Origin of the sequence: Nocardioides aromaticivorans, assembly GCF_013408525.1 — a bacterium.
Lineage (GTDB): Bacteria > Actinomycetota > Actinomycetes > Propionibacteriales > Nocardioidaceae > Nocardioides > Nocardioides aromaticivorans.
On record NZ_JACBZM010000001.1, the window covers coordinates 1,158,887 to 1,184,472 of the forward strand.

At 73.0% G+C, this 25,586-nt stretch carries 25 protein-coding genes and 1 tRNA gene; 7 read left to right on the top strand and 19 right to left on the bottom strand.

The window, feature by feature from the left end; all coding sequences use genetic code 11:
* Positions 1-75: 75 nt before the first annotated feature.
* From BJ993_RS05415 to BJ993_RS05440, 6 genes are read right to left on the bottom strand one after another with little or no spacing between them, the layout of a single operon-like run.
* On the bottom strand, positions 76-1,056 hold the full coding sequence (locus tag BJ993_RS05415) for a ribose-phosphate diphosphokinase (RefSeq protein WP_036551026.1): 981 nt from the start codon (positions 1,054-1,056) through the stop codon (positions 76-78).
* Between the two features lie 33 nt (positions 1,057-1,089).
* Positions 1,090-2,583, bottom strand: a complete 1,494-nt coding sequence (gene glmU, locus BJ993_RS05420; RefSeq protein WP_179648004.1) for a bifunctional UDP-N-acetylglucosamine diphosphorylase/glucosamine-1-phosphate N-acetyltransferase GlmU — start codon at positions 2,581-2,583, stop codon at positions 1,090-1,092.
* 23 nt (positions 2,584-2,606) lie between these two features.
* Positions 2,607-3,248: a LuxR C-terminal-related transcriptional regulator gene (locus BJ993_RS05425; protein ID WP_179652001.1), complete on the bottom strand. Its 642-nt coding sequence runs from the start codon at positions 3,246-3,248 to the stop codon at positions 2,607-2,609.
* A gap of 11 nt (positions 3,249-3,259) precedes the next feature.
* Positions 3,260-4,507 (bottom strand): sensor histidine kinase, encoded by a 1,248-nt coding sequence (locus BJ993_RS05430; RefSeq protein WP_036551023.1) that lies wholly within the window; start codon positions 4,505-4,507, stop codon positions 3,260-3,262.
* Positions 4,504-5,826 carry an FtsX-like permease family protein gene (locus BJ993_RS05435; RefSeq protein WP_179648005.1) on the bottom strand — a complete coding sequence of 441 codons (1,323 nt, stop codon included), beginning with the start codon at positions 5,824-5,826 and terminating at the stop codon, positions 4,504-4,506. The genes BJ993_RS05430 and BJ993_RS05435 overlap by 4 nt, the downstream gene beginning before the upstream one ends.
* On the bottom strand, positions 5,823-6,578 hold the full coding sequence (locus BJ993_RS05440) for an ABC transporter ATP-binding protein (RefSeq protein WP_036551018.1): 756 nt from the start codon (positions 6,576-6,578) through the stop codon (positions 5,823-5,825). The genes BJ993_RS05435 and BJ993_RS05440 overlap by 4 nt, the downstream gene beginning before the upstream one ends.
* 220 nt (positions 6,579-6,798) lie before the next feature.
* On the opposite strand from BJ993_RS05440, the gene BJ993_RS05445 reads away from it, so the two are divergent.
* Positions 6,799-6,978: a DUF5999 family protein gene (locus BJ993_RS05445; protein WP_179648006.1), complete on the top strand. Its 180-nt coding sequence runs from the start codon at positions 6,799-6,801 to the stop codon at positions 6,976-6,978.
* A 3-nt stretch (positions 6,979-6,981) separates the two neighbouring features.
* On the opposite strand, the gene BJ993_RS05450 is transcribed toward BJ993_RS05445, so the two are convergent.
* Positions 6,982-7,638 carry an enoyl-CoA hydratase-related protein gene (locus tag BJ993_RS05450; protein WP_179648007.1) on the bottom strand — a complete coding sequence of 219 codons (657 nt, stop codon included), beginning with the start codon at positions 7,636-7,638 and terminating at the stop codon, positions 6,982-6,984.
* A gap of 77 nt (positions 7,639-7,715) precedes the next feature.
* Between BJ993_RS05450 and BJ993_RS05455 the strand changes: the two genes are divergently transcribed.
* Positions 7,716-8,732 (top strand): hypothetical protein, encoded by a 1,017-nt coding sequence (locus tag BJ993_RS05455; RefSeq protein ID WP_179648008.1) that lies wholly within the window; start codon positions 7,716-7,718, stop codon positions 8,730-8,732.
* 43 nt (positions 8,733-8,775) lie between these two features.
* On the opposite strand, the gene BJ993_RS05460 is transcribed toward BJ993_RS05455, so the two are convergent.
* A complete protein-coding gene (locus BJ993_RS05460; protein ID WP_179648009.1) occupies positions 8,776-9,753 on the bottom strand; it encodes a hypothetical protein in 978 nt (325 codons plus the stop codon).
* A gap of 168 nt (positions 9,754-9,921) precedes the next feature.
* Here BJ993_RS05460 and BJ993_RS05465 point away from each other — a divergent pair, with 168 nt between their 5' ends.
* Entirely contained in the window at positions 9,922-11,877 is a 1,956-nt protein-coding gene (locus tag BJ993_RS05465) for a fibronectin type III domain-containing protein (protein WP_179648010.1), read from the top strand.
* Positions 11,878-11,939: 62 nt separating this feature from the next.
* Here BJ993_RS05465 and BJ993_RS05470 read toward each other — a convergent pair.
* The 8 genes from BJ993_RS05470 to BJ993_RS05505 form a co-directional block, all read right to left on the bottom strand.
* Positions 11,940-12,018: transfer RNA gene (locus BJ993_RS05470), tRNA-Gln, on the bottom strand.
* Positions 12,019-12,116: 98 nt separating this feature from the next.
* Entirely contained in the window at positions 12,117-12,614 is a 498-nt protein-coding gene (locus BJ993_RS05475) for a hypothetical protein (RefSeq protein ID WP_036551009.1), read from the bottom strand.
* Between the two features lie 86 nt (positions 12,615-12,700).
* Complete coding sequence (locus tag BJ993_RS05480; protein ID WP_179648011.1) at positions 12,701-13,849, bottom strand: acyl-CoA dehydrogenase family protein; 1,149 nt, start codon at positions 13,847-13,849, stop codon at positions 12,701-12,703.
* A gap of 9 nt (positions 13,850-13,858) precedes the next feature.
* Complete coding sequence (locus BJ993_RS05485) at positions 13,859-15,409, bottom strand: metallophosphoesterase (RefSeq protein ID WP_179648012.1); 1,551 nt, start codon at positions 15,407-15,409, stop codon at positions 13,859-13,861.
* Between the two features lie 13 nt (positions 15,410-15,422).
* Positions 15,423-16,391, bottom strand: coding sequence for a 23S rRNA (guanosine(2251)-2'-O)-methyltransferase RlmB (rlmB, locus tag BJ993_RS05490; RefSeq protein ID WP_036551006.1), 969 nt, complete (start codon positions 16,389-16,391; stop codon positions 15,423-15,425).
* Positions 16,392-16,468: 77 nt separating this feature from the next.
* The gene (cysS, locus tag BJ993_RS05495; protein ID WP_179648013.1) at positions 16,469-17,863 is read right to left on the bottom strand and encodes a cysteine--tRNA ligase; all 1,395 of its coding nucleotides are present in this window, start codon (positions 17,861-17,863) and stop codon (positions 16,469-16,471) included.
* A gap of 46 nt (positions 17,864-17,909) precedes the next feature.
* On the bottom strand, positions 17,910-18,650 hold the full coding sequence (locus tag BJ993_RS05500) for an SDR family oxidoreductase (protein WP_207006741.1): 741 nt from the start codon (positions 18,648-18,650) through the stop codon (positions 17,910-17,912).
* Positions 18,647-20,185, bottom strand: coding sequence for a molybdopterin-dependent oxidoreductase (locus tag BJ993_RS05505; RefSeq protein ID WP_308645487.1), 1,539 nt, complete (start codon positions 20,183-20,185; stop codon positions 18,647-18,649). The genes BJ993_RS05500 and BJ993_RS05505 overlap by 4 nt, the downstream gene beginning before the upstream one ends.
* A 31-nt stretch (positions 20,186-20,216) precedes the next feature.
* Between BJ993_RS05505 and ispF the strand changes: the two genes are divergently transcribed.
* Positions 20,217-20,708, top strand: coding sequence for a 2-C-methyl-D-erythritol 2,4-cyclodiphosphate synthase (ispF, locus tag BJ993_RS05510; RefSeq protein ID WP_308645488.1), 492 nt, complete (start codon positions 20,217-20,219; stop codon positions 20,706-20,708).
* A gap of 91 nt (positions 20,709-20,799) precedes the next feature.
* Positions 20,800-21,753 (top strand): alpha/beta fold hydrolase, encoded by a 954-nt coding sequence (locus BJ993_RS05515; protein ID WP_179648014.1) that lies wholly within the window; start codon positions 20,800-20,802, stop codon positions 21,751-21,753.
* Between the two features lie 23 nt (positions 21,754-21,776).
* Here the strand turns inward: BJ993_RS05515 and nirD are convergent, their stop codons facing one another.
* Positions 21,777-22,151 carry a nitrite reductase small subunit NirD gene (gene nirD / locus BJ993_RS05520; RefSeq protein ID WP_036551001.1) on the bottom strand — a complete coding sequence of 125 codons (375 nt, stop codon included), beginning with the start codon at positions 22,149-22,151 and terminating at the stop codon, positions 21,777-21,779.
* 113 nt (positions 22,152-22,264) lie between these two features.
* Here nirD and BJ993_RS05525 point away from each other — a divergent pair, with 113 nt between their 5' ends.
* On the top strand, positions 22,265-22,966 hold the full coding sequence (locus BJ993_RS05525) for an IspD/TarI family cytidylyltransferase (RefSeq protein ID WP_179648015.1): 702 nt from the start codon (positions 22,265-22,267) through the stop codon (positions 22,964-22,966).
* 60 nt (positions 22,967-23,026) lie between these two features.
* Here the strand turns inward: BJ993_RS05525 and BJ993_RS05530 are convergent, their stop codons facing one another.
* A complete protein-coding gene (locus tag BJ993_RS05530; RefSeq protein ID WP_179648016.1) occupies positions 23,027-23,635 on the bottom strand; it encodes a glycosyltransferase family protein in 609 nt (202 codons plus the stop codon).
* A gap of 65 nt (positions 23,636-23,700) precedes the next feature.
* Positions 23,701-24,186: a CarD family transcriptional regulator gene (locus BJ993_RS05535; protein ID WP_028654642.1), complete on the bottom strand. Its 486-nt coding sequence runs from the start codon at positions 24,184-24,186 to the stop codon at positions 23,701-23,703.
* A 275-nt stretch (positions 24,187-24,461) separates the two neighbouring features.
* On the opposite strand from BJ993_RS05535, the gene BJ993_RS05540 reads away from it, so the two are divergent.
* Positions 24,462-25,535, top strand: a complete 1,074-nt coding sequence (locus tag BJ993_RS05540) for a UbiA family prenyltransferase (protein ID WP_179648017.1) — start codon at positions 24,462-24,464, stop codon at positions 25,533-25,535.
* Positions 25,536-25,586: the final 51 nt, after the last annotated feature.

Here is a 25,586-nt window from a genome sequence, read left to right on the forward strand (position 1 = left end):
GCACGAACTGCAGGCCCCAGCCCCGAAATGTTGCGGATTGGTCCCAAACCGCAGCAATTCGGAACGGCGATTCCGCTACGCGTGCCCGTCGAACATGCTCGTGACGGACCCGTCCTCGAACACCTCGCGGATGGCCCGCGCGACGAGCGGCGCGATCGACAGCGTGGTCAGCTTGTCGAACTGCTTCTCCGGCGCGACCGGCAGCGTGTTGGTGATGACGACCTCGGTGGCGACGCTGTTCTTCAGCCGGTCGACGGCGGGGTCGGACAGGATCGCGTGGGTCGCGGCGATGATCACGCCCGCGGCACCGTCGGCCATGAGGGCGTCGGCGGCCTTCACGATCGTGCCGCCGGTGTCGATCATGTCGTCGGTGAGGACGCAGATCTTGCCCTTCACGTCACCGACGACGCGGTTGGCGACGACCTCGTTGGCGACGTCGGTACGCCGCGTCTTGTGGATGAACGCCAGCGGGGCGCCGCCGAGGCGGGCCGCCCAGCGCTCGGCGACCTTGATCCGGCCGGCGTCCGGGGAGACGACGGCGAGCTCCTGGTCGCCGTACTTCTCCTTGATGTAGTCCGTCAGCACCGGCAGCGCCATCAGGTGGTCGACGGGGCCGTCGAAGAAGCCCTGGAGCTGGTCGGCGTGCAGGTCGACGGTGATGATCCGGTCGGCCCCGGCGGTCTTGAAGAGGTCGGCCATGAGGCGGGCCGAGATCGGCTCGCGGCCGCGGTGCTTCTTGTCCTGGCGGCTGTAGCCCCAGAACGGCATGACCACGGTGATCCGCTTGGCGGAGGCGCGCTTGAGCGCGTCGACCATGATCAGGTGCTCCATGATCCACTCGTTGATCGGAGTGGTGTGGCTCTGGATGACGAAGGCGTCGCAGCCGCGGACCGACTCCTCGTAGCGGATGTAGATCTCGCCGTTGGCGAACTCGCGCGCGTCGGTCGGGACCAGCTGCTGGCCCAGGATCGTCGCGACCTCGGCCGCCAGCTCGGGGTGTGCCCGGCCGGAGAAGACCATCAGGTTCTTCTCTGTCGTCTTCTTCAGACCGCTCACGCGCGTGACTCCCCTGGTCGGCGAAGGTGCTGCCTAGGATTCTGCCTGCTCGGCGGGGTCGTCCCCAAGTCCCTGCGTGTTTTCGGACTGTTCACCGGTCTGGGCGGCCAGCGCGGCGGCCGCGGCGTCCCCCTGGGCGGTGCCGGCCCGCCGGCTCAGCACCCAGCCCTCGAGGTTGCGCTGGGGTGAGGTGCTGACCGCGAGCGCCCCGGCGGGGACGTTGCGGCGCACGACGGTCCCGCCGCCGGTGGAGGCGCCGTCGCCGATCTCGATCGGGGCGACGAAGGTGTTGTTGGAGCCGGTCTTCGCGTGCCGGCCGACCTTGGTGCGGTGCTTGTTGACGCCGTCGTAGTTGGCGAAGATCGTGCCGGCGCCGATGTTGCTGCCCTCGCCGATCTCCGCGTCGCCGACGTAGGAGAGGTGCGGGACCTTCGCTCCCTCGCCGATCGTCGCGTTCTTGGTCTCGACGAAGGTGCCGATCTTGCCCTTGGCACCGAGCTCGGTGCCGGGGCGCAGGTAGGCGAACGGGCCGACGGTCGCGCCGGCGCCGATGACCGCGAGCTGCCCGTGGGTCCGTACGACCCGCGCGCCGGCGCCGATCTCACAGTCCTCGAGGGTGGTGTCGGGGCCGATGACCGCGTCCTCGGCGACGACGGTCGCGCCGAGCAGCTGGGTGCCGGGCAGGATCGTCACGTCCTGCGCCAGTACGACGTCGGCGTCGATCCACGTGGTCGCCGGATCCATGACGGTGACGCCCTCGCGCATCCAGCGGGTGACGATGCGGCGGTTGAGCTCGCGGCCGAGCTCGGCGAGCTGGGCGCGGTCGTTGGCGCCCTCGGTCTGCAGGGCGTCCTCGACGGCGTGCGCGGCGACGGTCAGGTCGGCCTCGCGGGCCAGCGCGATCGCGTCGGTGAGGTAGTACTCGCCCTTCGCGTTGTCGTTACCGATCCGGCCGATCGCGTCGGCGAGGAAGGCGGCGTCGAAGGCGAGGATGCCGGAGTTGATCTCCGTGATCGCCCGCTGCTCCTCGGTCGCGTCCTTCTCCTCGACGATCGCCTGCACGGTGCCGGCCTCGTCGCGCACGATCCGGCCGTAGCCGTGGGGGTTCGCGACGATGCCGCTGAGGATGCTGACGGCCGCGCCGGCCGCCCGGTGGAAGTCGGCGAACGCCCGGAGCGTCTCGCCCGCGAGGAGCGGCGTGTCGCCGTACGCGATGAGGACTGTGCCCTCGCTCGGCGGCGCGTCGAGGGCCTCGAGGGCGACGCGCACGGCGTGGCCGGTGCCGAGCTGCTCCTCCTGCACCGCCAGGACGGTGTCGGAGCGGACCTCGGTGACGTGCGGGGCGACCAGCTCGCGCTGGTGGCCGACGACGGTGACCACGCGGGTCGGCTCGAGCGAGCCGACCGCGGTGAGCACGTGGCCGATCATGGAGCGCCCCGCGATGCGGTGGAGCACCTTCGGGGTCTTCGACTTCATCCGGGTGCCCCCGCCGGCGGCGAGGACGATGACGGTCAGCTGCTCAGTCACCCCGTCACAGTAATCGGACCCGGTCAGCGGCCGTCCAACCAGGCCAGCACCGCCAGCACGCGGCGGTTGTCGTCGGACGCCTGCGGCAGGTCGAGCTTGGCGAAGATGTTGTTGGTGTGCTTGCCGACGGCCTTCTCGGTGACGACCAGCCGGGCCGCGATCGCCGCGTTGGAGCGGCCCTCGGCCATCAGCGTGAGCACCTCGCGCTCCCGGTCGGTGAGCCGGTCGAGGGGGCGGCTGCGCGCGGAGACGAGGGCGGCGACGACCTCCGGGTCGAGCACGGTGCCGCCATCGGCGACCTGCCGCACGGCCGCGAGGAAGGCGTCGACGTCGGCGACCCGGTCCTTGAGGAGGTAGCCGATCGAGCCCTCTCCCCCGGCCAGCAGCTGTCGGGCGTAGAGCGGCTCCACCCACTGGCTCAGCACCAGCACCGGGAACGCCGGGCGGGCCTCGCGGACGGCGGTCGCCGCCTCGAGGCCCTCGGTCGTGTGCGTCGGCGGGAGCCGTACGTCGACCACCGCGATGTCGATGTCCTCGCGGGCCAGCGCCCGGGCCAGCGAGGGTGCGTTGTCCACCGCCTCGACGACCTCGATGCCGCCGGCCTCGAGGATCCGGGTCAGGCCCACCCGCAGGAGGGCCTGGTCCTCGGCGAGCACCGCCCGCAACGGCTGCTCCGTCAGGCTGTCCGGCACGGCACCTCCAGCTCCACCAGGGTCGGTCCCCCGGCCGGGCTCAGCACCCGGACGTCGCCGTCGAAGGCGTCCAGCCGCCGCGCGACACCGGCGAGCCCGGAGCCCGTGGCGTCGGCGCCCCCGCGGCCGTCGTCGCCGACCGTGATCCGGAGCCGGTCGCCGTCGTACCTGCCGGTGACCCAGGCCCGGCTCGCAGCCGCGTGCTTGACGGTGTTGGCGAGGCACTCCGCGACCGCGAAGTACGCCGCCGACTCGACCGGCGCCGGCAGCCGCGGGACCTCGACGGCCACCGACGTGGGGACGGGCAGGGCGAGCGCGAGCGCCTGGACCGCGCCGGCGAGGCCCCGGTCGGCCAGCACCGGGGGGTGGATGCCGCGGACCACGCTGCGCAGGTCGTCGAGCGCGTCCATGGTCGTCTCGCGGGCCTCGCGCAGCAGGGCCGCCGCGGCGTCGGGGTCGGTGCGGACGAGCTTCTCGGCGAGGCCGACGTTCATGCCGACCGACGCGATTCGGGCCTGGGCGCCGTCGTGGAGGTCGCGCTCGATGCGTCGCACCTCGGCGGCGTTGTGGTCGAGCGTCTCCGCCCGCGACTCCTCGACCTGCTCGACGCGCTGCTCGAGCCGGGTGACCCGCGAGTCGCCGAGCATCGCCCGCTCGGCCAGCGCCCGTGCCCGGACGAGCGGCGGGGTGACGAACCACCACGCCACGAGGGCCGGGCCGCTGAGGACCAGCAGGAGCAGCCAGATCCAGCCGGAGGCGGTGACGGCGAGGATCAGCCAGGTGACCGGCAGGGTCAGCAGCGCCACCGGCAGCAGCGACATCGCGAAGCCGCCCGACGCCGAGAACCACAGGAAGCCGACATTGCGCCACCGCGCCGGGTCGCGCATCCAGCGCACCGGTCGCACCAGGGCGGCGACCTCGCCGGAGCGGGCGTAGCCGGGGGTGATCTCCTCGTCCAGCAGGCGACCGCTGACCCGGCGGTGCAGGGCCGTGAGCCCCGCCGTCGCCGGTACGACGGCCTGGGCGAGCAGGATCCCCAGCCCCAGCGCCGGCCCGAGCGCCAGGCAGAGGACGGTCAGGATCGCGAGGGCCAGGCTCGGGACGAAGGAGGCGGCGTACGCCGCGGAGACCAGGGTCAGGCGCAGCCGGTCGAGGAGGCCGTCGGCGGTGAGCTCGAACGGCCGCCCGAGTCGGACCGGCGCGAGGATCTGCATCGTCGTGAAGTCTGTCATCGTCCGACCACCTGTGCGCGCACGGACGTGCGGGCGGCGCAGAGGGTGAGCGCCACGACGCCCGCCACGACGGCCGGGACCAGCCACAGCCCGCCGTCCGGGACCGCGCCCTCGTGCCGGGCGATCGCGAAGGGCACGACCGTCGTCAGGGCGGCGAGGGTGCCGAGCACGACGCCGATCGCCGCGACGATCGCCGCCTCGGCCACGACGGACCGCTCGACCTGGCGCGGGGTGGCGCCGATCAGGCGCAGCCGCTGCAGCTCGTCGCGACGGTGCGCGATCGCCGCGACGAACGCGTTGACCACCATGATCGCGGCGAACAGCGACAGCATGCCGACGACGACGTTGTTGAGCAGCGTGATCGTGTCGCTGTCGGGGTTGCCGGCCGGGAGGGTGCGGGCGTCGATGTCCACCAGCAGCAGCGTCCCGACGGCGGCCGAGGTCAGCACCAGCACCGGCGCGAGCACGCCGGCGAGCAGGTGCGCCCTCCGGGCCGTGTTGTACGACGCCAGGTGCCCGCTCGCGCCCGCCCGGCCGACCAGCAGGCCGGCCGGAGCGGCGAACCACCGCAGCAGCACCGGTGCCAGCACGGCGAGCCCGACGCCGACGAGGATCGAGCTCGACCCGCTCGTGGACATCGCGGCGTAGGGGTCCTCGTCGTGCGCGGTCACCGCGACGGTGATCACGGCCATCGCGATGCCGTAGCCGACGAGGACGACGGCGGCGAGGACCCGCCACCAGCGCATCCGGCCCTGCTCCGCGGCCGCCTCCCGGAGGAGGACGCCCGCGGGGCCGCGGGTCGCGCGCCGGGCCGCCACCCAGGTGGCCACGCCGGCGGCGACCAGCACCAGCACGGCGGCGGCGCCGACGGAGGCCGGGCCGGCGTCGTACACGGTGGCGTCGGCGACGAGCCCGCCGGATCGGACCAGGTCGAACAGGGCGTGGCCGGTGACGCTCGCGACGAGCGCGCCGAGCAGCGCGGCGAGGGTCGTCACGGCGGCCGTCTCGCGGACCACGAGCCGCCGGGCCTGGCGCGGGGTGGCCCCGACCGTGCGGAGCAGGCCGATCTCGCCGGCCCGCTGGTGGGTGGTGATGCCGACCGTCGAGGCGACGGAGAAGAGCACGATCATCGAGCCCCAGCCACCGACCACGGCGCCCAGGATGACGAGGGTGTCGGCGTCGGTGCCGCTCGCGGCGGAGGACGACTCGGCCAGCGTGGCGAAGGAGCCGATGAGGACCGTGCCGAGCAGGACCGCGAGGAAGGTGGCGGTCGCCGCGAACGGCCGCTGGCGCAGGCTGCGCAGGGCCAGGGAGTTCATCGGGCCACCACCAGGTCGTCGAGGTGCGCCATCTGGCCGGCGACCGCGTCGGCGGTGGGGTGGGTCATCCGTCCCGCGACGCGGCCGTCGACGAGGAAGACCACTTCGTCGGCGTACGACGCCGCGACGGGGTCGTGCGTCACCATCACCACGGTCTGGCCCATCTCCGTCACGCTGGAGCGCAGCAGGGCGAGGATCTGGCGGGCGGTGGCGCTGTCGAGGGCGCCGGTCGGCTCGTCGGCGAGGACCACCTCGGGGTCGGTCACCAGCGCCCGCGCGATCGCGACCCGCTGCTGCTGGCCGCCGGACATGCTGCCCGGCAGGTGGTGCGCGCGGTCGCCGAGGCCGACCCGCTCGAGCAGGTGGCGGACCTTGGCGCGGTCGGGCCGGTGGCCGGCGAGCCGGGCCGGCAGCGCGACGTTCTGGGTGGCCGAGAGGTAGGGCAGCAGGTGGAAGCCCTGGAAGACGAAGCCGATCCGCTCCCGGCGCAGGCGGGTACGACGGTCCTCGTCCCAGTCGGTGACGTCCTCGTCGCCGATGAGGACCCGGCCGGAGGTGGGCCGGTCGAGGCCGGCCGCGCAGGACAGGAAGGTGGACTTGCCGGAGCCGGACGGGCCCATCACCGCGGTGAAGGTGCCGCGGCGGAACTCGAGGTCGATGCCAGCGAGGGCGGAGATCGTGGCGTCGCCGGTGCCGTAGGTGCGGGTGAGGCCGTGCACGGCGAGGGCCGTGGCGGTGGGGCTGGTGGTCATGCGGTGCTCCTGGGAGTCGTCGGATCGGATGACTCCGACGCTAGGAACGCCGCGCCCCGGCCACGATGGGCCTGCACCGCCAGTGCGGGGTGGGGTTTTCCCCACCCCGGGACCACATCCGGCCACACGCTTTCCACAGTTCGGCGAAAGCGGGTGCGATCCCGGCCGATCAGGCGTATCACGGAAGAGAGACAACCGACCGACCGAAGGGAGCACGACGATGTGCGACCACAGCCCGCAGTGCCCGTCCGCAGGCGACGCCGACTGCTGCACCGCCCACGTGACGTCCGACCACAGCGAGCAGGGCTGGTGCCGCCTGTGCAACGGGGTGATCCTGTTCGACGACGGCGCCTACCTGACGCCCGACGGGCGCCCGATGGAGCTGCGCCGCTCGGCCTGACGGCTAGGCCGAGGTCCCCCGGAGCAGCTCGAGCACCGGCGCGAACATCGTCGACTTGATCGACTCGAGCGTCGCGACGTCCTTGCCCTGGAGAGGGGCGACCCGCGCGACGGCGTCGGCCAGCAGGCCCTCCTCGGCGGCCGTCGCGTCGACGATCCCGGCAGCCTCGGCCTCGGGCCCGCCGAAGCGCGCGCCGGTCGTCATCGCGTCGACCGCGGACCGCGGCGTGAGGCGGGCCTGGATCAGCGCCGCCATGCCGGGCGTGAACGGGATCCGGATGTCCACCTCGGGCAGGCAGAAGAAGCCGCGGTCCGCCCGCATCACCCGCCAGTCGTGCGCGAGCGCGAGCATCGCGCCGGCACCGAACGCGTGCCCGTTGACGGCCGCCACGGTCGGGACCGGCAGCGCGAGGAAGCGCGCGAGCAGGCGCTCGACCCGCTGCGCGTAGCCGCCGAACTCCTCGGGGTTCGCCATCGCCCAGTCGAGGTCGAGCCCGTTGGAGAAGAACTTGCCCCCGCCGGTGGTCACCAGCGGCGTCCCTGCCTCGACGACCCGGTCGAGCGCCGCCTCGACCTCGTCCAGCCAGGCGAGGGTGAACCGGTTCTCGTCGTCGCCGATCGTGAGCACCGCGATGCCGTCGGTGATGTCCAGCGTGGTCATGTCATTGCCTCCTGTGGCCTCCGGTCGGGCTGGCCCAGTGTGGCGGCAACGGCCCGGGAGCGCACTACCCTCGCCCCATGACGAACGCCCCGCTGGCCGATCGCCTCCTCGACGCCCAGGTGGCCTGGCTGGTCGGCCGGCTCACCGGCGACGAGCTGCCCGGCATGGTCGAGCGCGACCTCCGGGCCCTCCTCGACCTGGAGTCCCGGATCACCCTGGCCGACCTCGTCGACGCCGCGCGGGCGAAGCAGATCGTCCGTGAGGCCCTCGCCACCGTCCCGGCCAGCACGGGCGCCAGCACGATCGTCACGATGGTCGCCGACGTCGTGTACGACGGCCCCGAGGCGTCGTACACGCTGGGCGAGGTGGTTGCCCGTGAGGACGTCGAGCGGATCGCCACGGAGGTGCTGTCGCGCACCGACCTCCTGGCGCGACTGCTCGACGACGTGAGCGCCAGCCCGCTCGCCTCGAGCCTGGCCTCGCGCTTCGTCGGCCGCCTCGTCGGCGAGGTGCTGCAGTCGAACCGGGCCGCGGCGGAGAGGATCCCGGGCCTCGGCGCCCTGGTGGCGCTGGGCGTGGGGGCGGCCGGTGTGGTCGCCGGTGCCGCCGACAAGCAGATCGAGGGCGTCCTCGGGATGGGCGCCACCTTCGCGACGCGGCGCCTCAACCGCGTCCTCGTCGAGACCCTCAAGGACCCGGCGGCACGGGCCGCCGTCCTCGAGGTCTACGACCTGTACGCCGACCGCCCGATCCCCCACCTGCGCGACGCCGCGAAGCGCACGGACGTCCACCAGACCGCCGGCCTGCTGCAGGACGTCGCCATCTCGGGCGCCACCAGCGAGCCGGTGCTGGCGCTGGCCGACGCCCTCGTCGAGGCGTTCTGGCGGATCTACGGCGACCACCCCGCCACCGCGTTCGCCACCGACCTCGGCCTCGACCGCGACGCGCTCGTCGCCCAGGCCACCTCGATGGCGTCGGTCGCCGTCGCGGTCGCCCACGACAACGGCGACCTGGAGCGCCTCGTGCGGGAGCGGCTCGCGCCGTTCTACGCGTCCCCGGAGGTCGCGGCGATCCTCGACGAGTCCGTCGGGTAGGCACCGGGTAGGCACCGGCCGGCCACCGGTTCGAGCGTCGGGCTCAGTCGGGTCGAGCGGTCGCCCAGGCGACGCCCAGCTCGAGCATCGAGCCCACGCCGTAGTGCGACATCGCCTCGGAGAGGCGGCGGCGGCCCGTGCGCTCGGACAGGCCCAGCGCCCGCGAGGCCGCCTCGAGCGTCGCGCCGCTGCTCATCAGGGCGAGCAGCGCGTGCCAACCGGCGCCACCACTGTGCACCGGGACCGCGCGCTCCCACATCCGCTCGAACAGCCAGTCCGCCATGGCCGCGACCGAGCGGTCGCGCACCGCCATGACCGACGTCGGCCACCGCTCGCCCCACACCACCGGGAGCGCGACCGTCGTGGCGTCGGCCACCCAGAACCAGCTGGGCGGGTCGGCGAGGAGCCGGATCTGGACGCCGCCGGCCAGCTCCTGCGCGAGCCGCTCCTGGGCGTCGGGGTGGGTCGCGTCCGCGATCGAGGCGATCACGCGGGCGTGCCGGCCCTCGCCCCGGCTGGCCTCGTGCCAGACCTCTTGCATCGCCCGATCCGCGACGAAGAGGCCCGTGGCGTCGGGCAGCACGACATCGGTGCGCCGGAGGACCTCGCGCGCCTGCCGCGCGTGCCACAGGTCGACGACCGCCTCGGGACCGTGGAAGAGCTCGACGTCCCACGCGGGGTGGCCGGGATTCGCGGTCTCCCACTCCTCGGCCAGCGAGGGCAGGCGTCCGACGATCTCGGCCAGGTCCGCGAGCCCCGCGACGAGGTCGCCGGCGAGGCCGTCCGCCCGGCGCCGTACCACCTCCGCGACCACGGCGGCGGGAGCCGCGCACCGCAGGTGGTCCCCCCGCAGGACGACATACCCCTCGGCCTCGAGCTGCGCGAGGTCGTGCCGAACGACCGCCTCCTCGCGCACCGCCAGGGCAGCCAGCTCCGGCACCGTGCCCGCCCGGGTCCGCAGCGCGACGGCGAGCAGGTCCAGGGCGGACTGTCCGACCTGCCCGAACCGGTCGTGAGACATGGGTCGATCGTGGCACGGAGGTGGTGGCGGCGCCGTGCCCCACCCGGTCGATCCGGATCCGGGCTGGCCACTTCCTGCCATGGCCGGATAAGGACACACATTCCGGCGTCCGCGCCGAAAGAGTCGGTGCACGGGCCCACGACAGCGCCCTCGGACGAAGGAACACACATGCACGTACCTCGGGCACACCTGCCTCGCACCCGACGGGTCGGCGCGGGCATCGCCACCGCCGCCGTCGTCACCGCCGGCCTCGCCTGCCTCGGGCCGGCCCACGCCGCCGACCTCGCCGACTTCCCCCGGACGGTCGACTTCACCCCGACCGACCTCGTCGCCACCGCCGACGACCTGTACGCCGTCGGCTACGTCGGTGTCGACCTCGATGGCGACTACCAGTTCGACCAGCTCGACGGCTACGTCGAGGCAGCGGGCTCGGGCGAGAAGGTCTCCCTCGGCTCCGGCGCCTGGCCGACCGCCGTCAGCGCCAGCCCCGACGGCAGCACGCTCCAGGTGATCGGCACCCGTACGGACCAGGAGGCCCCCGAGAACGGGGCCGGCGGCCACCGCTGGACGATCGACACCGCGACAATGGCGGTGACCGCCTCGGCCGGCCTCGGCCCCGGCAACGTCTTCGACGTCGCCTCGGACGGCGCCGACACCTACGTCACCACCTCGCTGAACGACACCGCGACCCTGCGGCTGCTCGGCGGCGGCGAGGTCTCCCTCGGCGACTCGATCTCTCCGGAGCGTCTCGGAGTCCTCCCCGACGGCGAGTCGAGCCAGGTCGTCGTGGCCGGCTCGGACTACGTCGGGCAGGGGACGCAGGCGACCCTGCGCATGGTCGACGGCGACGTCGTCGGCCCGAAGGTGGTGCTCGGCCCCGACGGTGGCGCCGACGAGGGCGTCACCGGGATGGACGTCGACGAGGTCAACGGACTGGTCTACGTGACCACCTTCCGCAACGTCGAGGACGGCCCGCAGGAGTACGGCCTCAACGTCATCGGCCCCGACACCGATCTCTACGTCCCGATCGACTACCCGGTCTTCTCCGTCGCGGTCTCGCCCGACGGCGGAACGGTCTACCTCCCCGGCACCGGCGTCTCGGCGTACGACGTCGACCGGCTCACGTCGTACACGGAGGACGACCCGGCTCCGGCCGCCAGCCTCGGGGGAAGCGGCTGGGTCTCCCTCGCCACCGTCGATCCCAGCGGGCGTCTCTACGCCGCCATGGACCACGACGTCACCGACCCCGACACGGGCGAGACCCTGTCGACCACCAAGAAGCTGCACGCCCTCGAGGCTCCGCCCGCGCCGACCGGACTCGCGGCCACGACCTCCGAGTGGGACGCCGGCACCCTCCTGGCCTCCTGGACCGCGGCTGCCGGCACCGGGGGCGCCACGGAGGACTCGGTGACCTACCGGATCTCCCTCCAGGACCAGGCCGGCGGTGAGCCGGTCACCAGCGAGACCTTCCTGACCGAGGAGGAGCTCAGCGGCCTGCTGCCCGGGCACACCTACACCCTGAGCGTGGCGACCACGAACGGCGCCTTCACCAGCGCCCCGGCGACCACGACCTGGACCGCCCCGACGGCCGTGGCCGCTCCGAGCGCCGTGTCGGTGTCCGGCAACGTCGCGGTCGGGTCGCGGCTCTCGGTGCGGACCACTGGCGCCTGGCCGGCGGGCACGACGCTCTCGTACGAGTGGCGCAACAGTGCCGGCCAGCTGCTCGGCCGGTCCTCCACCCTGACGGTCGGCGCGGCCCAGGCCGGTCGGCGGATCAAGGTGTCCGTCACGGGTGAGCTGAGCGGCGCCGTACCGGCCACGGTGACCAGCGCCTTCAGCCCCACGGTGGCCCTCGGCACCCTCGCCGGCCGCACCCCGGTGATCAGTGGCACGGCCAAGGTGGGCCGCACGCTGAGCGCCACGGTGGGCACCTGGACCGCCGGCACCCGGCTCACCTACCGCTGGACGGCCAACGGTCGCACCATCCCGGGCGCGACGGCCCGGTCCTACCGACCGACCCGCGCCGTGGTCGGCCAGCGGATCCGCGTCGTGGTCACCGGCTCGAAGGCCGGCTACCGCACGCTGTCGAGGACGAGTGCCCCGACCGGCGCCGTCAAACGCTGACCCGACCGAGGGCGACGAGACGTGGCCCCCCACCCGGGGGCCACGTCCGGCCAGGAGCCGAGCTCCCCGGGTAGGAGTCGAACCTACGTCGCTTGTCCTGATTCAAAGTCAGGCGGGCCCTGCCGGCAGACCAACCGGGGATTGCAGGAGCCCAGCCTAGGGTGCTCGCGTCGTACCGGACCAAGTGGTTCCGGATCACCCGGATCCACAGCCATTGCGTCCGGTACGACGCGAGCCCGTCAGGCGTTCGGCGCCAGGCAGAGCAGCGTGTTGCGCTTCTCGTACTCGAGCGGCTGAGCGGGGTTGGCGCACTTGCCGCCGGCCTTCGCCACGGAGACGACCTTCAGGCTGCTCGGCTGTCCCTTCGTGTCGGCGCAGACGACCTTGGCCTCCTCGTTGATGTCGAAGCAGTCGCCCTTCTTGGCGTCGAGCACGAGGCAGAGGCTCACCAGCTCGTCGTCCGACCCGGCTCCCTTCGTGACCTTGTAGGTCGTCTCGTTGGTGCCACAGCTGCCGTCGTCACCGACGACCTTGTGACTGGACTTCGCGTCTCCGCACGTGGCGTCCTTGGCCTCGTCGTTGAGACCGTCCTTCTCGAAGTACACGCAGTCGCCGACGTCAGGCGCCTTGGCCTGCTCGATCTTCTCCTCGCCCTTGTCGCGCACGACATAGAAGACGATGGCGACGATGATCGCGACGCCGATCCCACCAAGCTTGCCCAGGAGGCTCTTTCCCACGGGTGTCCCTTTCCGAGTAAGGGCGGTCCCGAGTCACCCTCAGCGAATTTTCAGGATCACCCTCCCACAGAGAGGGCTCGCCAAACTCACTTGAGGAGATCACGTCCGATAACCATGCGCTGGATCTGGTTGGTCCCCTCGAAGATCTGGGTGACCTTGGCGTCGCGCATCATCCGCTCGACGGGGTACTCGCGGGTGTAGCCGTTGCCGCCGAGCACCTGCACGGCGTCGGTCGTGACCCGCATCGCGGCGTCGGTGGCCGTGAGCTTGGCGATCGAGGCCTGCCGGGAGAACGGGCGGCCGGCGTCCTTGAGCCGCGCCGCGTGGAGGTACGACGCCCGCGCGCGCTCCACCTCCGCCGCCATGTCGGCCAGCAGGAACTGCATGCCCTGGAACTCGCCGATCGGCCGGCCGAACTGCTCGCGCTCCTTGGCGTACTCCACCGCGTAGGCGAGCGCGCCCTGGGCGATCCCGGTGGCGACGGCGGCGATGCCGAGCCGGCCCGCGTCGAGCGCCGACAGGGCCACCCGCATGCCCGCGCCCTCCTCGCCGACGAGCTGGCCGGCGGGGACCCGGGCGCCGTCGAAGAGGACCTGCGTGGTGACGTCGCAGTGCAGGCCCATCTTCTTCTCCGGGGCACCGAAGCTCATCCCGGCGGTGCCGTCGGGCACGACGAATGCGGACAGGCCGCGCTTCGGGTCCTCGGACGTGCGGGCGAAGAGGATGTAGTAGTCGGCGCAGGACCCGTTGGAGATCCACTGCTTGGTGCCCTTGAGGACGTAGTCGTCGCCGTCGCGGACGGCGGCCGTGCGGATGCCGCTCACGTCGGAGCCGGCCTGCGGCTCGGACAGGCAGTAGGCGCCGAGCCAGTCGCCGGACAGCATCCGCGGCAGCCAGGCATCGCGCACCTCGGCCGAGGCGTTGGCAGCGACGACGGTCGCGGTCAGGGCGTGCACGCTGGTGCCGACGCCCACGCTCGGCCAGGCCGTGGCGATCTCCTCGACGACCTGGAGGTAGACCTCGTAGGGCTGGCCCCCGCCGCCGTACTCCTCGTCGAAGGGCAGGCTCAGCAGGCCCGACTTGCCCAGCAGCCGGTAGGCCGCCTCGGGGAACACCGCGGCCTCCTCGGCCTCCGCGACCTGCGGCGCGAGCTCCTTCGTGGCGATCTCCCGGGCGAGGGCGAGCAGCTCCTCGGCCTCCTCGGTGGGCAGCAGACGGTCGACGGTGGTGGCCATGCGAGCAACCTAGTCGCGCTGGCGGGGGGCGGCACCCTCGTCGGTGGGTGATCCGTAGGTGAGCTCGGTCCACTCCCCCACGTCGTAGCGGCCGTTGGTCTGGAGGGTGACCGACTGGATGCCGGCGGGACGGCCGTCGCGATAGGTGATCAGGGCGAGGTTCGCGGCCCGCCGCAGCTTGCTGCCGATGGCGATGGCGTACGCCGCCCCGCCCGTCGTACCGACCGTGTAGGTCCAGCCCACCCGCCCGTCGGTCGCGGTGACGGCGGTGGGCCCCTCCTCGACGTGGACGTGGCCACCGACGACGAGGTCGACGCACCCCCGCTCGAGGGCCTGGTCGCCGAAGTCGGCGTCGTGGACGAGCAGGGTGTTCACCCGGTCGCCGTCCTCGTCGGCGGCGCACACGGCGTCGGTGAGCCGCTCGGCGACCTCGGCCGAGGTCAGGCCCTTCTCGTCGCGCCAGTTGCCCAGTCCGCTGGAGCGCGGGTCGTCGACGCCGAGGATCCGCGACCCACCGGGGCCGTCGAGGACCTCGCCGTCGAAGTAGCGCCAGCCGAGCTGGCTCATGTGGCTGCGGACGAAGCTGCCGTTGTCGTGGTTGCCCGCGACCGCCCAGCGCTCGTCGAGGTCGTCGAAGGCGGCCGAGACGGAGTCGAGGGAGAAGGCCTCCCAGCGCTCCCCCGTCGAGGTGTCGTCGCCCGCGTCGAGGACCGCCGTCGCGCCCGCCCGGTCCGCGATCGCGCGCGCCACGGCGTCCATGCCGACGTTGAGGTGGCGGTCGGAGACCAGCACGGCGACGCTCTCGTCGTCCCCCGGCTCGCGCAGGTCGAGGTCGGCGGCGTCGTCCGCGGCCTTCGAGTAGAACGCCTGCCCCTGCTGGTAGCTGCTGACCGCGCTGGCGACCAGGCGCTTGGTCTCCTCCGTCGTGGCGTCGCCCATGATCTCGACGTCACGGGCCTCGTCGGGGAGGGGGATCTCGTCGCCGACGTACTCGGACAGCGAGATCCACCGCTCGGGCAGCGGGTCGTGCCGGCCCCAGGTGAGCGGCGCGACGAGCACCACGAGGAGCAGCAGTACGACGAGCACCGCGATGACGCCCCGCGCCGACGGCAGCTGCGCGACCAGGGCCCGGCGCCGCTCCCCACCGACCAGGAGCCACAGCGCGAACGGCAGGGCCGCCAGCACGGTGCCCTGGAGGAGGGCGGCCACTGCCATCGTGCGCACCGAGCGCACCACCACCGCGACCTGGCCCTCCGGCTGGGACGCGATGGCGGCGTACCGCGCGGTGAGCTCCTGGAGCGACGTCGTGTCGGTCTTGCCGAGCTCGATGTCCAGGCCGAGGCGCGATCCCGACGGGGCGCGCAGGTCGGGCAGGACCGGGCCGGTGCGCAGCACGACCTCGCCCGAGAAGTCGGGACTGATCGTCGCCTCGTGGCTGGCGAGGTCGATGGTGCGCTCGCTGCCGGTGAAGATGACCGCGGCGATGGCGAGCGCCAGCACGGCCCAGCCCAGCACACCGAGGACGATCCCCAGCAGGCGGAGCAGCGACGCGCGCGTCATCGGGACGGACCGGTCAGCGGCGAGCGCGGGCCTCGGAGATGGCGTACAGCGCGACCGAGGCGGCGACGCCGGCGTTGAGCGACTCGAGCACGCCGGCCATCGGGATCGAGAGCAGGCGGTCGCAGTTCTCCGACACCAGGCGCGAGAGGCCGTCGCCCTCGGAGCCGACCACGACCACGAGCGGACCGTTGGCGAGGTCGGCGTCGGCGACCAACTCCGGGAGGGTCAGGTCGCCGTCGGCGGCCAGGCCGACGACGAAGCAGCCGGCTTCCTGGTAGGCCTGGATCTGCCGGGTGAGGTTGACCGCCTGCGCGACCGGGCAGCGCGCGGCCGCACCGGCCGACGTCTTCCACGCCGCCGCCGTCATCGAGGCCGCGCGCCGCTCGGGGATCACCACGCCGTGGGCACCGAAGCCGGCCGCGCTGCGGACGATCGCCCCGAGGTTGCGCGGGTCCGTGATCGAGTCGAGGACGACGACCAGGGGCGCCTGCCCCGCCTCGGCCGCCAGCTCCAGCAGGTCGTCGGGGTGGGCGTACTCGTAGGCCGGGATCTTCGCGGCGAGGCCCTGGTGGACCGCGCCGTCGGTGAGCCGGTCGAGCTCGCCGCGGCTGACCTCGAGCAGGCCGACGCCGTGCTCGGCGGCGAGCTTGAACACCTCGCGGAGCCGGTTGTCGCGCTCGGCGCCCTCGGCGACGTACACCGAGGTGACGGGCACGCGCTCGCGCAGCGCCTCGAGCACGGAGTTGCGCCCGGCGATCCACTCGGCGTCGCCGGGCTTGCGGCGCGAGCCGCCACGACCGCGCTTGGCCTCCGCGGCCTTCTTGGCCTGCGCGATCTTGTGCGCCTTGTGGTACTCGCGCTCGGTCGCCTTCGGCGTCGGCCCCTTGCCGGCGAGTCCACGGCGGACCTGCCCACCCGACCCGGCCTGCGGCCTCTTGCTCGACTTGCGGATCGCGCCCTTGCGGGAGGAGTTGCCAGCCACGTCAGTGTCCTTGCTCTCGGTGGTCGAGTAGCCCGCCGCGAGGGACGAGCGACGGGCGAATCGAGGCCCCAGCCATGTCAGCTCACCGTCCAGGTGGGTCCGTCGGGGGTGTCGGTGACCTCGATGCCGGCCGCCTTGATGCGGTCGCGGATCGCGTCCGCGCGCGCCCAGTCCTTGTCGGCGCGCGCCTGGGTGCGCTCCTCCAGCAGTCCGGCGACGAGGGCATCGACGGCCGCGGTGAGCCGCTCCTCGCTGTCCGAGCCACCGGCGCCGGCCCACGCGGGGTCGGCCGGGTGCACGCCGAGCACGTCCAGCATCGCGGCGACCGCGCCCGCGGTCGCCGCGGCGTCCTCGCCGGCGGCGAGCTGGCGGTTGCCCTCGCGCACGGTGTCGTAGAGGACGGCGACGGCTGCCGGCGTACCGAGGTCGTCGTCCATCGCCGCGGCGAAGGCCTCCGGCAGGTCGCCGGACGCGGGCGAACCGGCACGGTCGAGGAAGGCCTCGATGCGGCGGTAGCCCACGGCTGCCTCGTCGAGGGCGTCGAAGGAGAACTCCACGTGCGAGCGGTAGTGCGCCGCCACGACGTAGAAGCGCAGCTCGGCGCCGCGGTAGCGCTCGAGGATGGCCGGGATGGAGAGCGTGTTGCCGAGCGACTTGCTCATCTTCTCGCCGGCCGTGGTGATCCACGCGTTGTGCATCCAGTACGACGCGAAGGCGCCGCCCGCGGCCCGGGACTGCGCCTGCTCGTTCTCGTGGTGCGGGAAGCGCAGGTCGACGCCGCCACCGTGGATGTCGAACGCGTCGCCGAGGTACTTGCCGGCCATCGCGGAGCACTCGATGTGCCAGCCCGGACGGCCGCGGCCCCACGGGCTCGGCCAGCTCGCGGTCTCCGGCTCGGAGTCCTTGCGGCCCTTCCAGAGGGCGAAGTCGCGCGGGTCGCGCTTGCCGCGCGGGTCGGCGTCGGCCGCGGGCTCCATGTCGTCGACGCCCTGGTGGGTCAGCTCGCCGTACGACGGCCACGACCGGACGTCGAAGTAGACGTCACCGGAGCCGTCCTCCGCCGGGTAGGCGTGGCCGCGCTCGATGAGCCGCTCGATGAGGACGATCATCTCGGGGATGTGCCCGGTGGCGGCCGGCTCGTAGGTCGGCGGCGCGACGTTGAGCGCGGCGTACGCCTTGTCGAGCTCGATCTTCATCGCGTAGGCGAGGTTGTACCAGGGTCGTCCCTGCTCGGCCGACTTCGTGAGGATCTTGTCGTCGATGTCGGTGATGTTGCGGATGAACGTGACCTCGAGGCCCCGGTGGCGCAGCCACCGCTGGAGCACGTCGAAGTTCACCGCGGAGCGCACGTGCCCGACGTGGGGCTCGCTCTGCACCGTCAGGCCGCAGACGTAGAGACCGACCTTGCCGTCCACAAGGGGCACGAAGTCGCGGACTTCGCGGGTCGCGGTGTCGTACAGCCGGATGCTCACCCGGCAAGTCTAGGGATCCGGCGGGGTCAGTCGCGCATCGTCAGGCTCAGCAGCCGTAGCCGCCGTCGACGTCCAGCTTCTGCCCGGTGATGAAGCCCGCGCGGGGCGAGGCGAGGAAGCACACGGCCTCGGCGATGTCGGCCGCCGAGCCGAAGGTGCGCAGCGGGATGTTGCCGCGGGTGACCTCGAGCGCGCGCTCGTCCAGCTCACCGCTGCTGATCAGCCGCTCGGCCATGCCGTCGGTCAGCATGCCGGGACCGACGGCGTTGACCCGTACGCCGTAGCGGCCCTCCTCCACGGCGAGCCCGCGCACCAGCGCCTCGACGGCCGCCTTGGGCGCCGCGGAGAGGCCGTCGCGGATCGGGAAGCGGGTGGTCGCGGCGGTGGTGACGGCGGTGAGCGAGCCCCGCGACTCGCGCAGGAACGGCAGCGCCGCGTGCGCGACGGCGAAGAAGCCGGCGGCGTCGACGGCGAGCTGGGTCGCCATGTCGGCCGGCGCCACGCGGGAGAGGTGGACCATCGGCACGTGCGGGCCGGCGGCGTACACGACCGTGTGGAGGCCACCGAGCTCGGCCGCGGCGTGGCCGACGACCCGCGGCACCTCGGCCGTCTCCGCCAGGTCGAGCCCGTACGACGCCACCCCGATGTCGACGGGACGGGAGCGGTGCGTCACCGCGACCCGGGCGCCGCGCTCCTCGAGCAGCTCGGCGATCGCGCGGCCGAGACCGCCCGAGCCGCCGACGACGAGGGCGCCACCGTCGCGGTCGGTGAAGTCCTGCATCCTCATCCCTTCGCGGTGACGTCGATGGTGTGCCAGCCGGTCGCACCGTCGGGCAGCACGTCGGCGACGGCGCCGGTCTGCACCTGGCCGTCGAGGTCGATGGCGCGGACCCGGATCCGGTGGTCGCCCTCGTCGACCCGGACGGTCGCGCGCCACTGCACCCACGTGTCGACGTTGGGGGTCGTCGCGAGCTCGGCGTCCTGCCAGGGCCCGCCGTCGACCTGGACCTGCACGCCGGAGATGCCGGTGTGCTGCAGCCAGGCGGTGCCGGCGCAGAGGAGCTCGCCGGCCCGGACGTCGTCGCCGTCGTGCGGGAGGTCGATGCGCGAGGCGATCTTGACCGGCCCCTGCTCGGCCCAGCCCTTGTCGGTCCAGTACGCCGTGATGTCGTCGAAGCGGGTGACCTCCATGTCGACGACCCACTTGGTGGCCGACACGTAGCCGTAGAGACCCGGCACGATCGTGCGGACGGGGAAGCCGTGCTCGATCGGCAGCGGCTCGCCGTTCATCGCGACGGCCAGCATCGCGTTGCGGCTGCGGTCGGTGAGCGCGGCGAGCGGGGTGCCGCAGGTCCAGCCGTCCTCGGAGGTCTGGAGCACCGCGTCGGCGCCCTCCTGCGGACCGGCCTCGGCGAGCAGCCCGGCCAGCCGGACGCCGCTCCACCAGGCGTTGCCGATCAGGTTGCCGCCGACCTCGTTGGACACGCAGTTGAGGGTGATCCAGTCCTGGGTGAGCTCGCGCTCGACCAGGTCCGCGTAGGTCAGCGTGATCTCCTTGTCGACCATGCCGTGGATGCGCAGGGACCAGTCGGCAGGCTCGATGGCGGGCTTGATGAAGGTCGTGTCGATCAGGTAGAAGTCCTCGCTCGGCGTCTGCCAGGGCGGCACGTTCTCGATGTCGAACGCGACGCCGTCCGGGACGGCCGGCGCGGTGACACCCTCGATCCGCAGCAGGCGGCGGCTCTCCTCCGCCCGTCGCCGCGCACTGCCCGCGACCCGGCCGACCAGGCCGGCGGCCGCGGCCAGCGCGGCCGCACCGCCGATCGCGACGAAGAAGTGGCGACGGGTGTGGGCCGGCTCGGCCGCCGGGTCCTCCTCCTCGACGACCTCCCAGTTGCGCAGCCACTCGGCGAGCACCGCGAGCGCGACCACCCAGACGAGCAGGCCGACGACGACCGGCGCGAAGTCGATGGGCGAGGGCGTCGGCTTGGTGGCCACGGCGACGACGGCGATCCCGGCCAGCACGGCGTACCCGGCGACGGCCGCCCACCAGCGCCGGCGGGCGAGGCGGCCGAGCAGCGCGAACGCCACGGCGAGGAAGAGCAGGATGCCGACGATCAGCACCTTCTTGTCGTCGCGGTCGAAGGTGTTGATCGCCCACTTCACGACGGCGCCGGGCGTGAGGGCCGTGAATCCCTCGGCGACCGCGACGACCGGCGACTCCCGCACGTGCAGCAGTGCCGCGGCGGCATAGCTCATCGCCAGACCGAGCGCGCCGGCCACCAGGCCGGACAGTGCCCACCAGGCACGGGAGGTCCTCACACCCCGATTCTTCCTCAGGCATGATCGGCGCGTGAACACCACCGGGCTGCGCGTCGGGATCGGCTCCGACGTCCACCGTCTCGTCCCGCGCGCCGCGGGTGCCCCTCCCCTCGCCCTCGGCGGCCTCCAGTGGCCCGACGAGGACGTCGTCCTGGAGGGCCACTCGGACGCCGACGTCGCCGCGCACGCCGCCTGCGACGCCCTGCTGTCGGCCTCCGGGCTGGGCGACCTCGGCAGCAACTTCGGTACGGCGGAGCCGGAGTGGTCCGGCGCCAGCGGCGCGGCCCTGCTCGGGGAGACCCGCCGGCGGGTCGAGGCGGCCGGGTTCCGGATCGTCAACGTCGCCGTCCAGGTCATCGGCAACCGGCCGAAGGTCGGTCCCCGCCGGGCCGAGGCCGAGGCGGCCCTGTCGGGCGTCCTGGGCGCGCCGGTGTCGCTGTCGGCGACCACGACCGACGGGCTCGGCCTCACCGGGCGCGGCGAAGGCGTCGCCGCGATCGCGACGGCGCTGCTGTCGTCGTAGGGGCGTCGGCGTCCTGACCTGCGACACGCTGTCGCAGCCGGCGGCCGGCGTGGCAATCTGGTCCTCCGACACCGACGTCGAGGGGGACCGCATGAGCGACCGCAACGTGATCACCGAGGACGGACTCCGCATCCACGTGACCGTGCGCGGGCGTGATGACGCCCCGCTGACCGTGCTGCTGTCGCACTGCTGGACCGCCGAGGAGTCGGACTGGCACTACCAGGTCACCGACCTGCTCGCCCGCTACGGCCACGACATCCGGCTGATCACGTGGGACCACCGCGGGCACGGCCGCTCCGACCGCGCGCCCGAGGCGCAGTTGACGATCCCGCACCTCGCGCGCGACCTCGGCCTCGTCGTCGACACCTACGCACCCGAGGGCCCGCTGGTCGTCGCCGGCCACTCGGTCGGCGGCATGACCATCACGGCCATCCCCGAGGAGCGGCCGGACCTGATGCCGCGCATCGTGGGCGTGCTCTTCGTCAGCACCACCAGCGGCGAGCTCTCGAAGGTCACCCTCGGCCTGCCGGCCGCGGCCGGCGCCCTGCTGCGCGACCGGCTCCCGTTCGTGCTCGCCAACCGGGCGCGGATGCTCAGCCTCAGCCGGCGCGAGAAGTACCCCGTCATCGAGCGCCAGGTCACCAAGCGGTTCCTGTTCGGGCGCCCGGCGCGCCCGCGCGACGTCGGCCACGTCGTCGACCAGCTCGTGCACACCCCGCCCGAGACGATGGCGGGCTTCTTCAGGGACATGATGGAGCACGACCGGATCGGCAACCTCGCGGCCTTCGACGACGTCCCGGCCACCGTGCTGGTGGGCAGCCGCGACCTGCTCACCCCGCCCGAGCACGCCGGCAAGATCGCCCAGGGCATCCGCGGGGCCCGGCTCCTCGTCGCCCCCGACGCGGGCCACTACCTGCCGTTCGAGCGGCGTGAGCTGGTCTCCGACGAGCTCTGCGTGCTCGTCGACCGGGCGCTGGCCCGTGCCGCCGCTCAGCCGTCCAGCGAGCGCAAGGCGCCGCGCGGCAAGCACCACGCCCGCGCCTGATCCGGCCTGAACCGGTCCGGGTCTCAGGCCGCGGGGACCTTCCGGCTGCCGATGAGTACGACGCCCTCGACCACCTTGACGTCATACGCCGGGACGGTCACGTGGTGGTCGTCGAGGCAGCGCCCGTTGCGCAGGTCGAAGGCGTGGCGGTGGGCCACGGACGCGACGAACGGGGTCTCCCCCCGCCGGCCGACGATGCCGCGTGAGATCCCGCCGGCGGTGTGCCGCGCGAACGGATCGTGGTTGCCGAGCGCGTAGACCGCGTCGTCACCGGTACGGAAGATCGCAATGGCCTGTCCGTGCACCAGCGCGGTCACACCGCGATCGACCTCCAGCTCGGCCATCCGGCAGACCGGCTGCCACTCCTCCGCGGCGCGGTGGCCCGGGCGTCCCGTCATGCAGCGAACGTAGGCGGCGACTGTTCTCAGCGACGTTTCGCCGTGTAACGGGCGTGAAAACAGGTGCTCTCGGCCGCGGCCGGCCGTCGACCGGTCCTCGCTAGGCTTCGCCCGTGCCGACTCCCACCGCCGCCGTCGTCGTGCTCGCCGCGGGCAGCGGCTCCCGGGTCGGCGCCGAAGTCAACAAGATCCTGCTGCCCCTGCGGGGGGAGCCGCTCATCGCCCGGTCCGTCCGCACCGCCCTGGAGGTGCCCGGCGTCGACCCCGTCGTCGTCGTGTGCCGGCCCGGCGAGCGGGCGCTGGTGGCGGCGGCCGTGCAACCGGTCGTCGAGGAGCGCGAGGTCCTGCTGATCGACGGCGGCGCCACCCGCCAGGCCTCCGAGCAGGCTGCGCTCGACCTGCTCGCGCCCCGGGTCGCCGCGGGCGCGGTCGACGTGGTCGCGATCCACGACGGCGCCCGCCCGCTGGCCGGGGTCGAGCTGTTCGAGGAGGCGATCGCCGTCGCGCGCGAGCACGGCGGCGCCGTACCCGCGTTCGACCTGCCGGGCCTGCTCCCCCGCTCCCCGGGACCGGCGGGCGGCACCGGGGCACGGCTCGCCGGCGTGCAGACCCCGCAGGCGTTCCGCGCGGCCCCGCTGCTGGCGGCCTACGCCGCGGCCAGCGCTACCGGCTTCGAGGGCACCGACACCGCCGCTGCCTTCGCCGAGTTCGCACCCGGCGCGGACCTGGCGATCCGGGCCGTGCCGTCCAGTGCCCGCAACCTCAAGGTCACCTTCGCCGAGGACCTCCCGGTCGCCGAGCGCCTGCTGGGGTAGTCCCGGGCCAAAAGCACCGGATCTCGCCGAATTCTGGTGCTTTTGACCCGGGACTACCGCTCAGCGAGGGTCGGTCAGGGCCTGCAGAAGCGCGATGTCGTCGTCCGAGCCGACGCGGCGGGCCTCGGGCGGGGCCTCGACGAGCAGGACCCGCTCGTCGCCGTACCGCTCCCGCAGCAGGCCCACCAACGCGACGAAGTCGGTCGACGGCAGGTCCTCCCCGTCGCCGAGGAGGTCGACGACGACCGCCGGCGGCAGCACGACGGGCGAGCAGACCATGACCAGTCCGTCGCGGTCGACGGTCGCGCCGAGGACGTCGCCACCTGCCACGGGCGCGACCTCCTTCACGGTGTCGGTGACCGGCCGTACGCCGACGACGACCCGGTCCTCGACGGCGGCCCGGTCCGCACAGGAGGCGAGGAAGGCCGGTGGCGTCATCGGGCACAGCGGGTCGTGCAGCACGAGGGCGTCGCCGCGCTCGGCGAGCACCGACCAGGCCACGGTCAGGTCGACGAGGTCGATCCCGGCCTCGCCGGCCGCCCAGGCGGCGGTGGCGACCAGGGACTCGCCGTGGATCAGGTGGAACGGAAGGGCGCCACGGCCCTCATCGACGACCACCCCGGCGGCGGGGACGGAAATGTCGAAGGCGTCATACGGTTCGGGGCTCATCAGAGTCCCACCGTATGACGCCTTCGATGGTTGGCGAGGAGGTGCCTCAGGTCGCTCGACCCGAACTAGCTGGCGAGCACCTCGTCGAGGATGGTCTCGGCCTTGTCCTCGTTGGTGTTCTCGCACAGGGCGAGCTCGGAGACGAGGATCTGGCGCGCCTTGGCCAGCATCCGCTTCTCACCCGCGGACAGGCCGCGGTCGCGCTCGCGGCGCCACAGGTCGCGCACGACCTCGGCCACCTTCATGACGTCGCCACTGTGGAGCTTCTCGAGGTTCGCCTTGTAGCGCCTCGACCAGTTGGTCGGCTCCTCGACGTGCTCCGCGCGGAGCACCCCGAAGACCCGGTCCAGCCCGTCCTTGTCCACGACATCCCGAACACCCACGAGATCGAGGTTGTCGGCCGGCACACGGACCACGAGGTCCTGCTGGGCGACAATCCGAAGCACGAGGTACTGCCGTTCCTGGCCCTTGATCGTCCGCATCTCGATGTTCTCGATGACAGCGGCCCCGTGATTGGGGTAGACGACCGTTTCGCCGACGGTGAAAGTCATATGAGCAAAACCCCTTCCTAGGGCACCTATCCTACCACGCCCCAACGGCTCACCAGAAAGCGTTTGCGCAGGTCAGCACGGCAATCGGGGCGGCAACGGTGGCTTGACAACCCGGGTGAGGTGTGCGTCCCGGGCACCGTCGGCCTGTGGGACAGATCACCCGACAGGGGTACGACGGCCGCCCCCGGGCCGGCGATCCGGCGGGCGTGTGGGATTGGCGGCCCGATCGGCGGGCCCGCGCCCATGCGGGCGGCCGGTGGTCAATACTGCTCGCCATGGCAAGGATGCAGCGCTGGAAGCGCAGTCGCTCTGCCGGGGAGGGAACAGGCCCGGACGCGGAGGTCGACGAGCACACCGACGAGGAGCTCGACGTCGACCCCGCCGACGAGGCCGGTGAGGTCGATGAGGCCGGTGAGGCCGGTGAGGTCGACGAGGTCGGTGAGGTCGAGCTCGTCGAGGAGCCCGACCCGGCCGAGCCGGACGTCGACCTCGACCCCGCCGCCGAGAGCGACGAGGACCTCGAGGACCTGGACGATGATGTCGAGGAGCTGGACGAGGAGCTGGACGAGGATCTCGACGACGAGCTCGACGAGCTGCCCGAGGACGGCCGACCGCTCCTGCCGAGCGCGACGGACAGCCGGTTCGGCGGCGGGCTGCTCGCCGTCCAGCTGCTCCAGGCGGCGCACGCCAAGCAGGCCATCACCACCGCGCTCGCGATGGGCCTCGCCGCCGCCGTCTCCGGTCGTCCGGCACGCGAGACCGCCGTCGTGCTGCTCACCGTGCTGGTGGGCCAGACCATCCTCGGCTGGCACAACGACATCGTCGACCGGCAGCGCGACCAGGCCCACGGCCTGACCGGCAAGCCCGTCGCGATGGGGCGGATCTCCACCGAGACGCTCTGGTACGCCCTCTTCGTCGCCGCACTGCTGCTCGTCCCGCTCGCGATCACGACCGGCATCAAGGCCGGCTGCCTCTACCTCGCCTCGGTCGCCGTCGGCCTGCTCGGCAACGTCGTGCTGCGCACGGGCTTCTTCTCGTGGTGGTCGTGGGCGGCGTCGTACGCACTGCTTCCGGCCTACCTGTCGTTCGGCGGCTGGGGCGGCCAGGCGGAGGGCAACCCGCCCGAGCCGGTCATCCTCGTCCTCGCCGCCCTGCTCGGCATCGGCGTCCACTTCATGCGCGCGGTGTGGGGCCTGGTGGCCGACCACGAGGACGGCTGGACCTACCTGCCGCTCAAGCTGGGACTGAAGCTGGGCGCGACCCGGCTGCTGGCGCTGTCGACGGTCTACACCGCGATCGTCGCGATCCTGATCGCGGTGATGGGCGCCAAGGTCGGCCTGAGCAAGTAGCGGCCATCCCGGACCGCTAGAGTGTGGCCGCTCACCCGGTTCCACCGGCCG

What these genes read in the sequence shown, in the direction of transcription:
- BJ993_RS05430 (WP_036551023.1), bottom strand. Translation starts at nt 4,507, where the DNA reads ATGACAGACTTCACGACGATGCAGATCCTCGCGCCGGTCCGACTCGGG.
- BJ993_RS05435 (WP_179648005.1), bottom strand. Translation starts at nt 5,826, where the DNA reads ATGAACTCCCTGGCCCTGCGCAGCCTGCGCCAGCGGCCGTTCGCGGCG.
- BJ993_RS05440 (WP_036551018.1), bottom strand. Translation starts at nt 6,578, where the DNA reads ATGACCACCAGCCCCACCGCCACGGCCCTCGCCGTGCACGGCCTCACC.
- BJ993_RS05445 (WP_179648006.1), top strand. Translation starts at nt 6,799, where the DNA reads ATGTGCGACCACAGCCCGCAGTGCCCGTCCGCAGGCGACGCCGACTGC.
- BJ993_RS05450 (WP_179648007.1), bottom strand. Translation starts at nt 7,638, where the DNA reads ATGACCACGCTGGACATCACCGACGGCATCGCGGTGCTCACGATCGGC.
- BJ993_RS05455 (WP_179648008.1), top strand. Translation starts at nt 7,716, where the DNA reads ATGACGAACGCCCCGCTGGCCGATCGCCTCCTCGACGCCCAGGTGGCC.
- BJ993_RS05460 (WP_179648009.1), bottom strand. Translation starts at nt 9,753, where the DNA reads ATGTCTCACGACCGGTTCGGGCAGGTCGGACAGTCCGCCCTGGACCTG.
- BJ993_RS05465 (WP_179648010.1), top strand. Translation starts at nt 9,922, where the DNA reads ATGCACGTACCTCGGGCACACCTGCCTCGCACCCGACGGGTCGGCGCG.
- BJ993_RS05480 (WP_179648011.1), bottom strand. Translation starts at nt 13,849, where the DNA reads ATGGCCACCACCGTCGACCGTCTGCTGCCCACCGAGGAGGCCGAGGAG.
- BJ993_RS05485 (WP_179648012.1), bottom strand. Translation starts at nt 15,409, where the DNA reads ATGACGCGCGCGTCGCTGCTCCGCCTGCTGGGGATCGTCCTCGGTGTG.
- BJ993_RS05500 (WP_207006741.1), bottom strand. Translation starts at nt 18,650, where the DNA reads ATGAGGATGCAGGACTTCACCGACCGCGACGGTGGCGCCCTCGTCGTC.
- BJ993_RS05515 (WP_179648014.1), top strand. Translation starts at nt 20,800, where the DNA reads ATGAGCGACCGCAACGTGATCACCGAGGACGGACTCCGCATCCACGTG.
- nirD (WP_036551001.1), bottom strand. Translation starts at nt 22,151, where the DNA reads ATGACGGGACGCCCGGGCCACCGCGCCGCGGAGGAGTGGCAGCCGGTC.
- BJ993_RS05530 (WP_179648016.1), bottom strand. Translation starts at nt 23,635, where the DNA reads ATGAGCCCCGAACCGTATGACGCCTTCGACATTTCCGTCCCCGCCGCC.
- BJ993_RS05535 (WP_028654642.1), bottom strand. Translation starts at nt 24,186, where the DNA reads ATGACTTTCACCGTCGGCGAAACGGTCGTCTACCCCAATCACGGGGCC.
- BJ993_RS05540 (WP_179648017.1), top strand. Translation starts at nt 24,462, where the DNA reads ATGGCAAGGATGCAGCGCTGGAAGCGCAGTCGCTCTGCCGGGGAGGGA.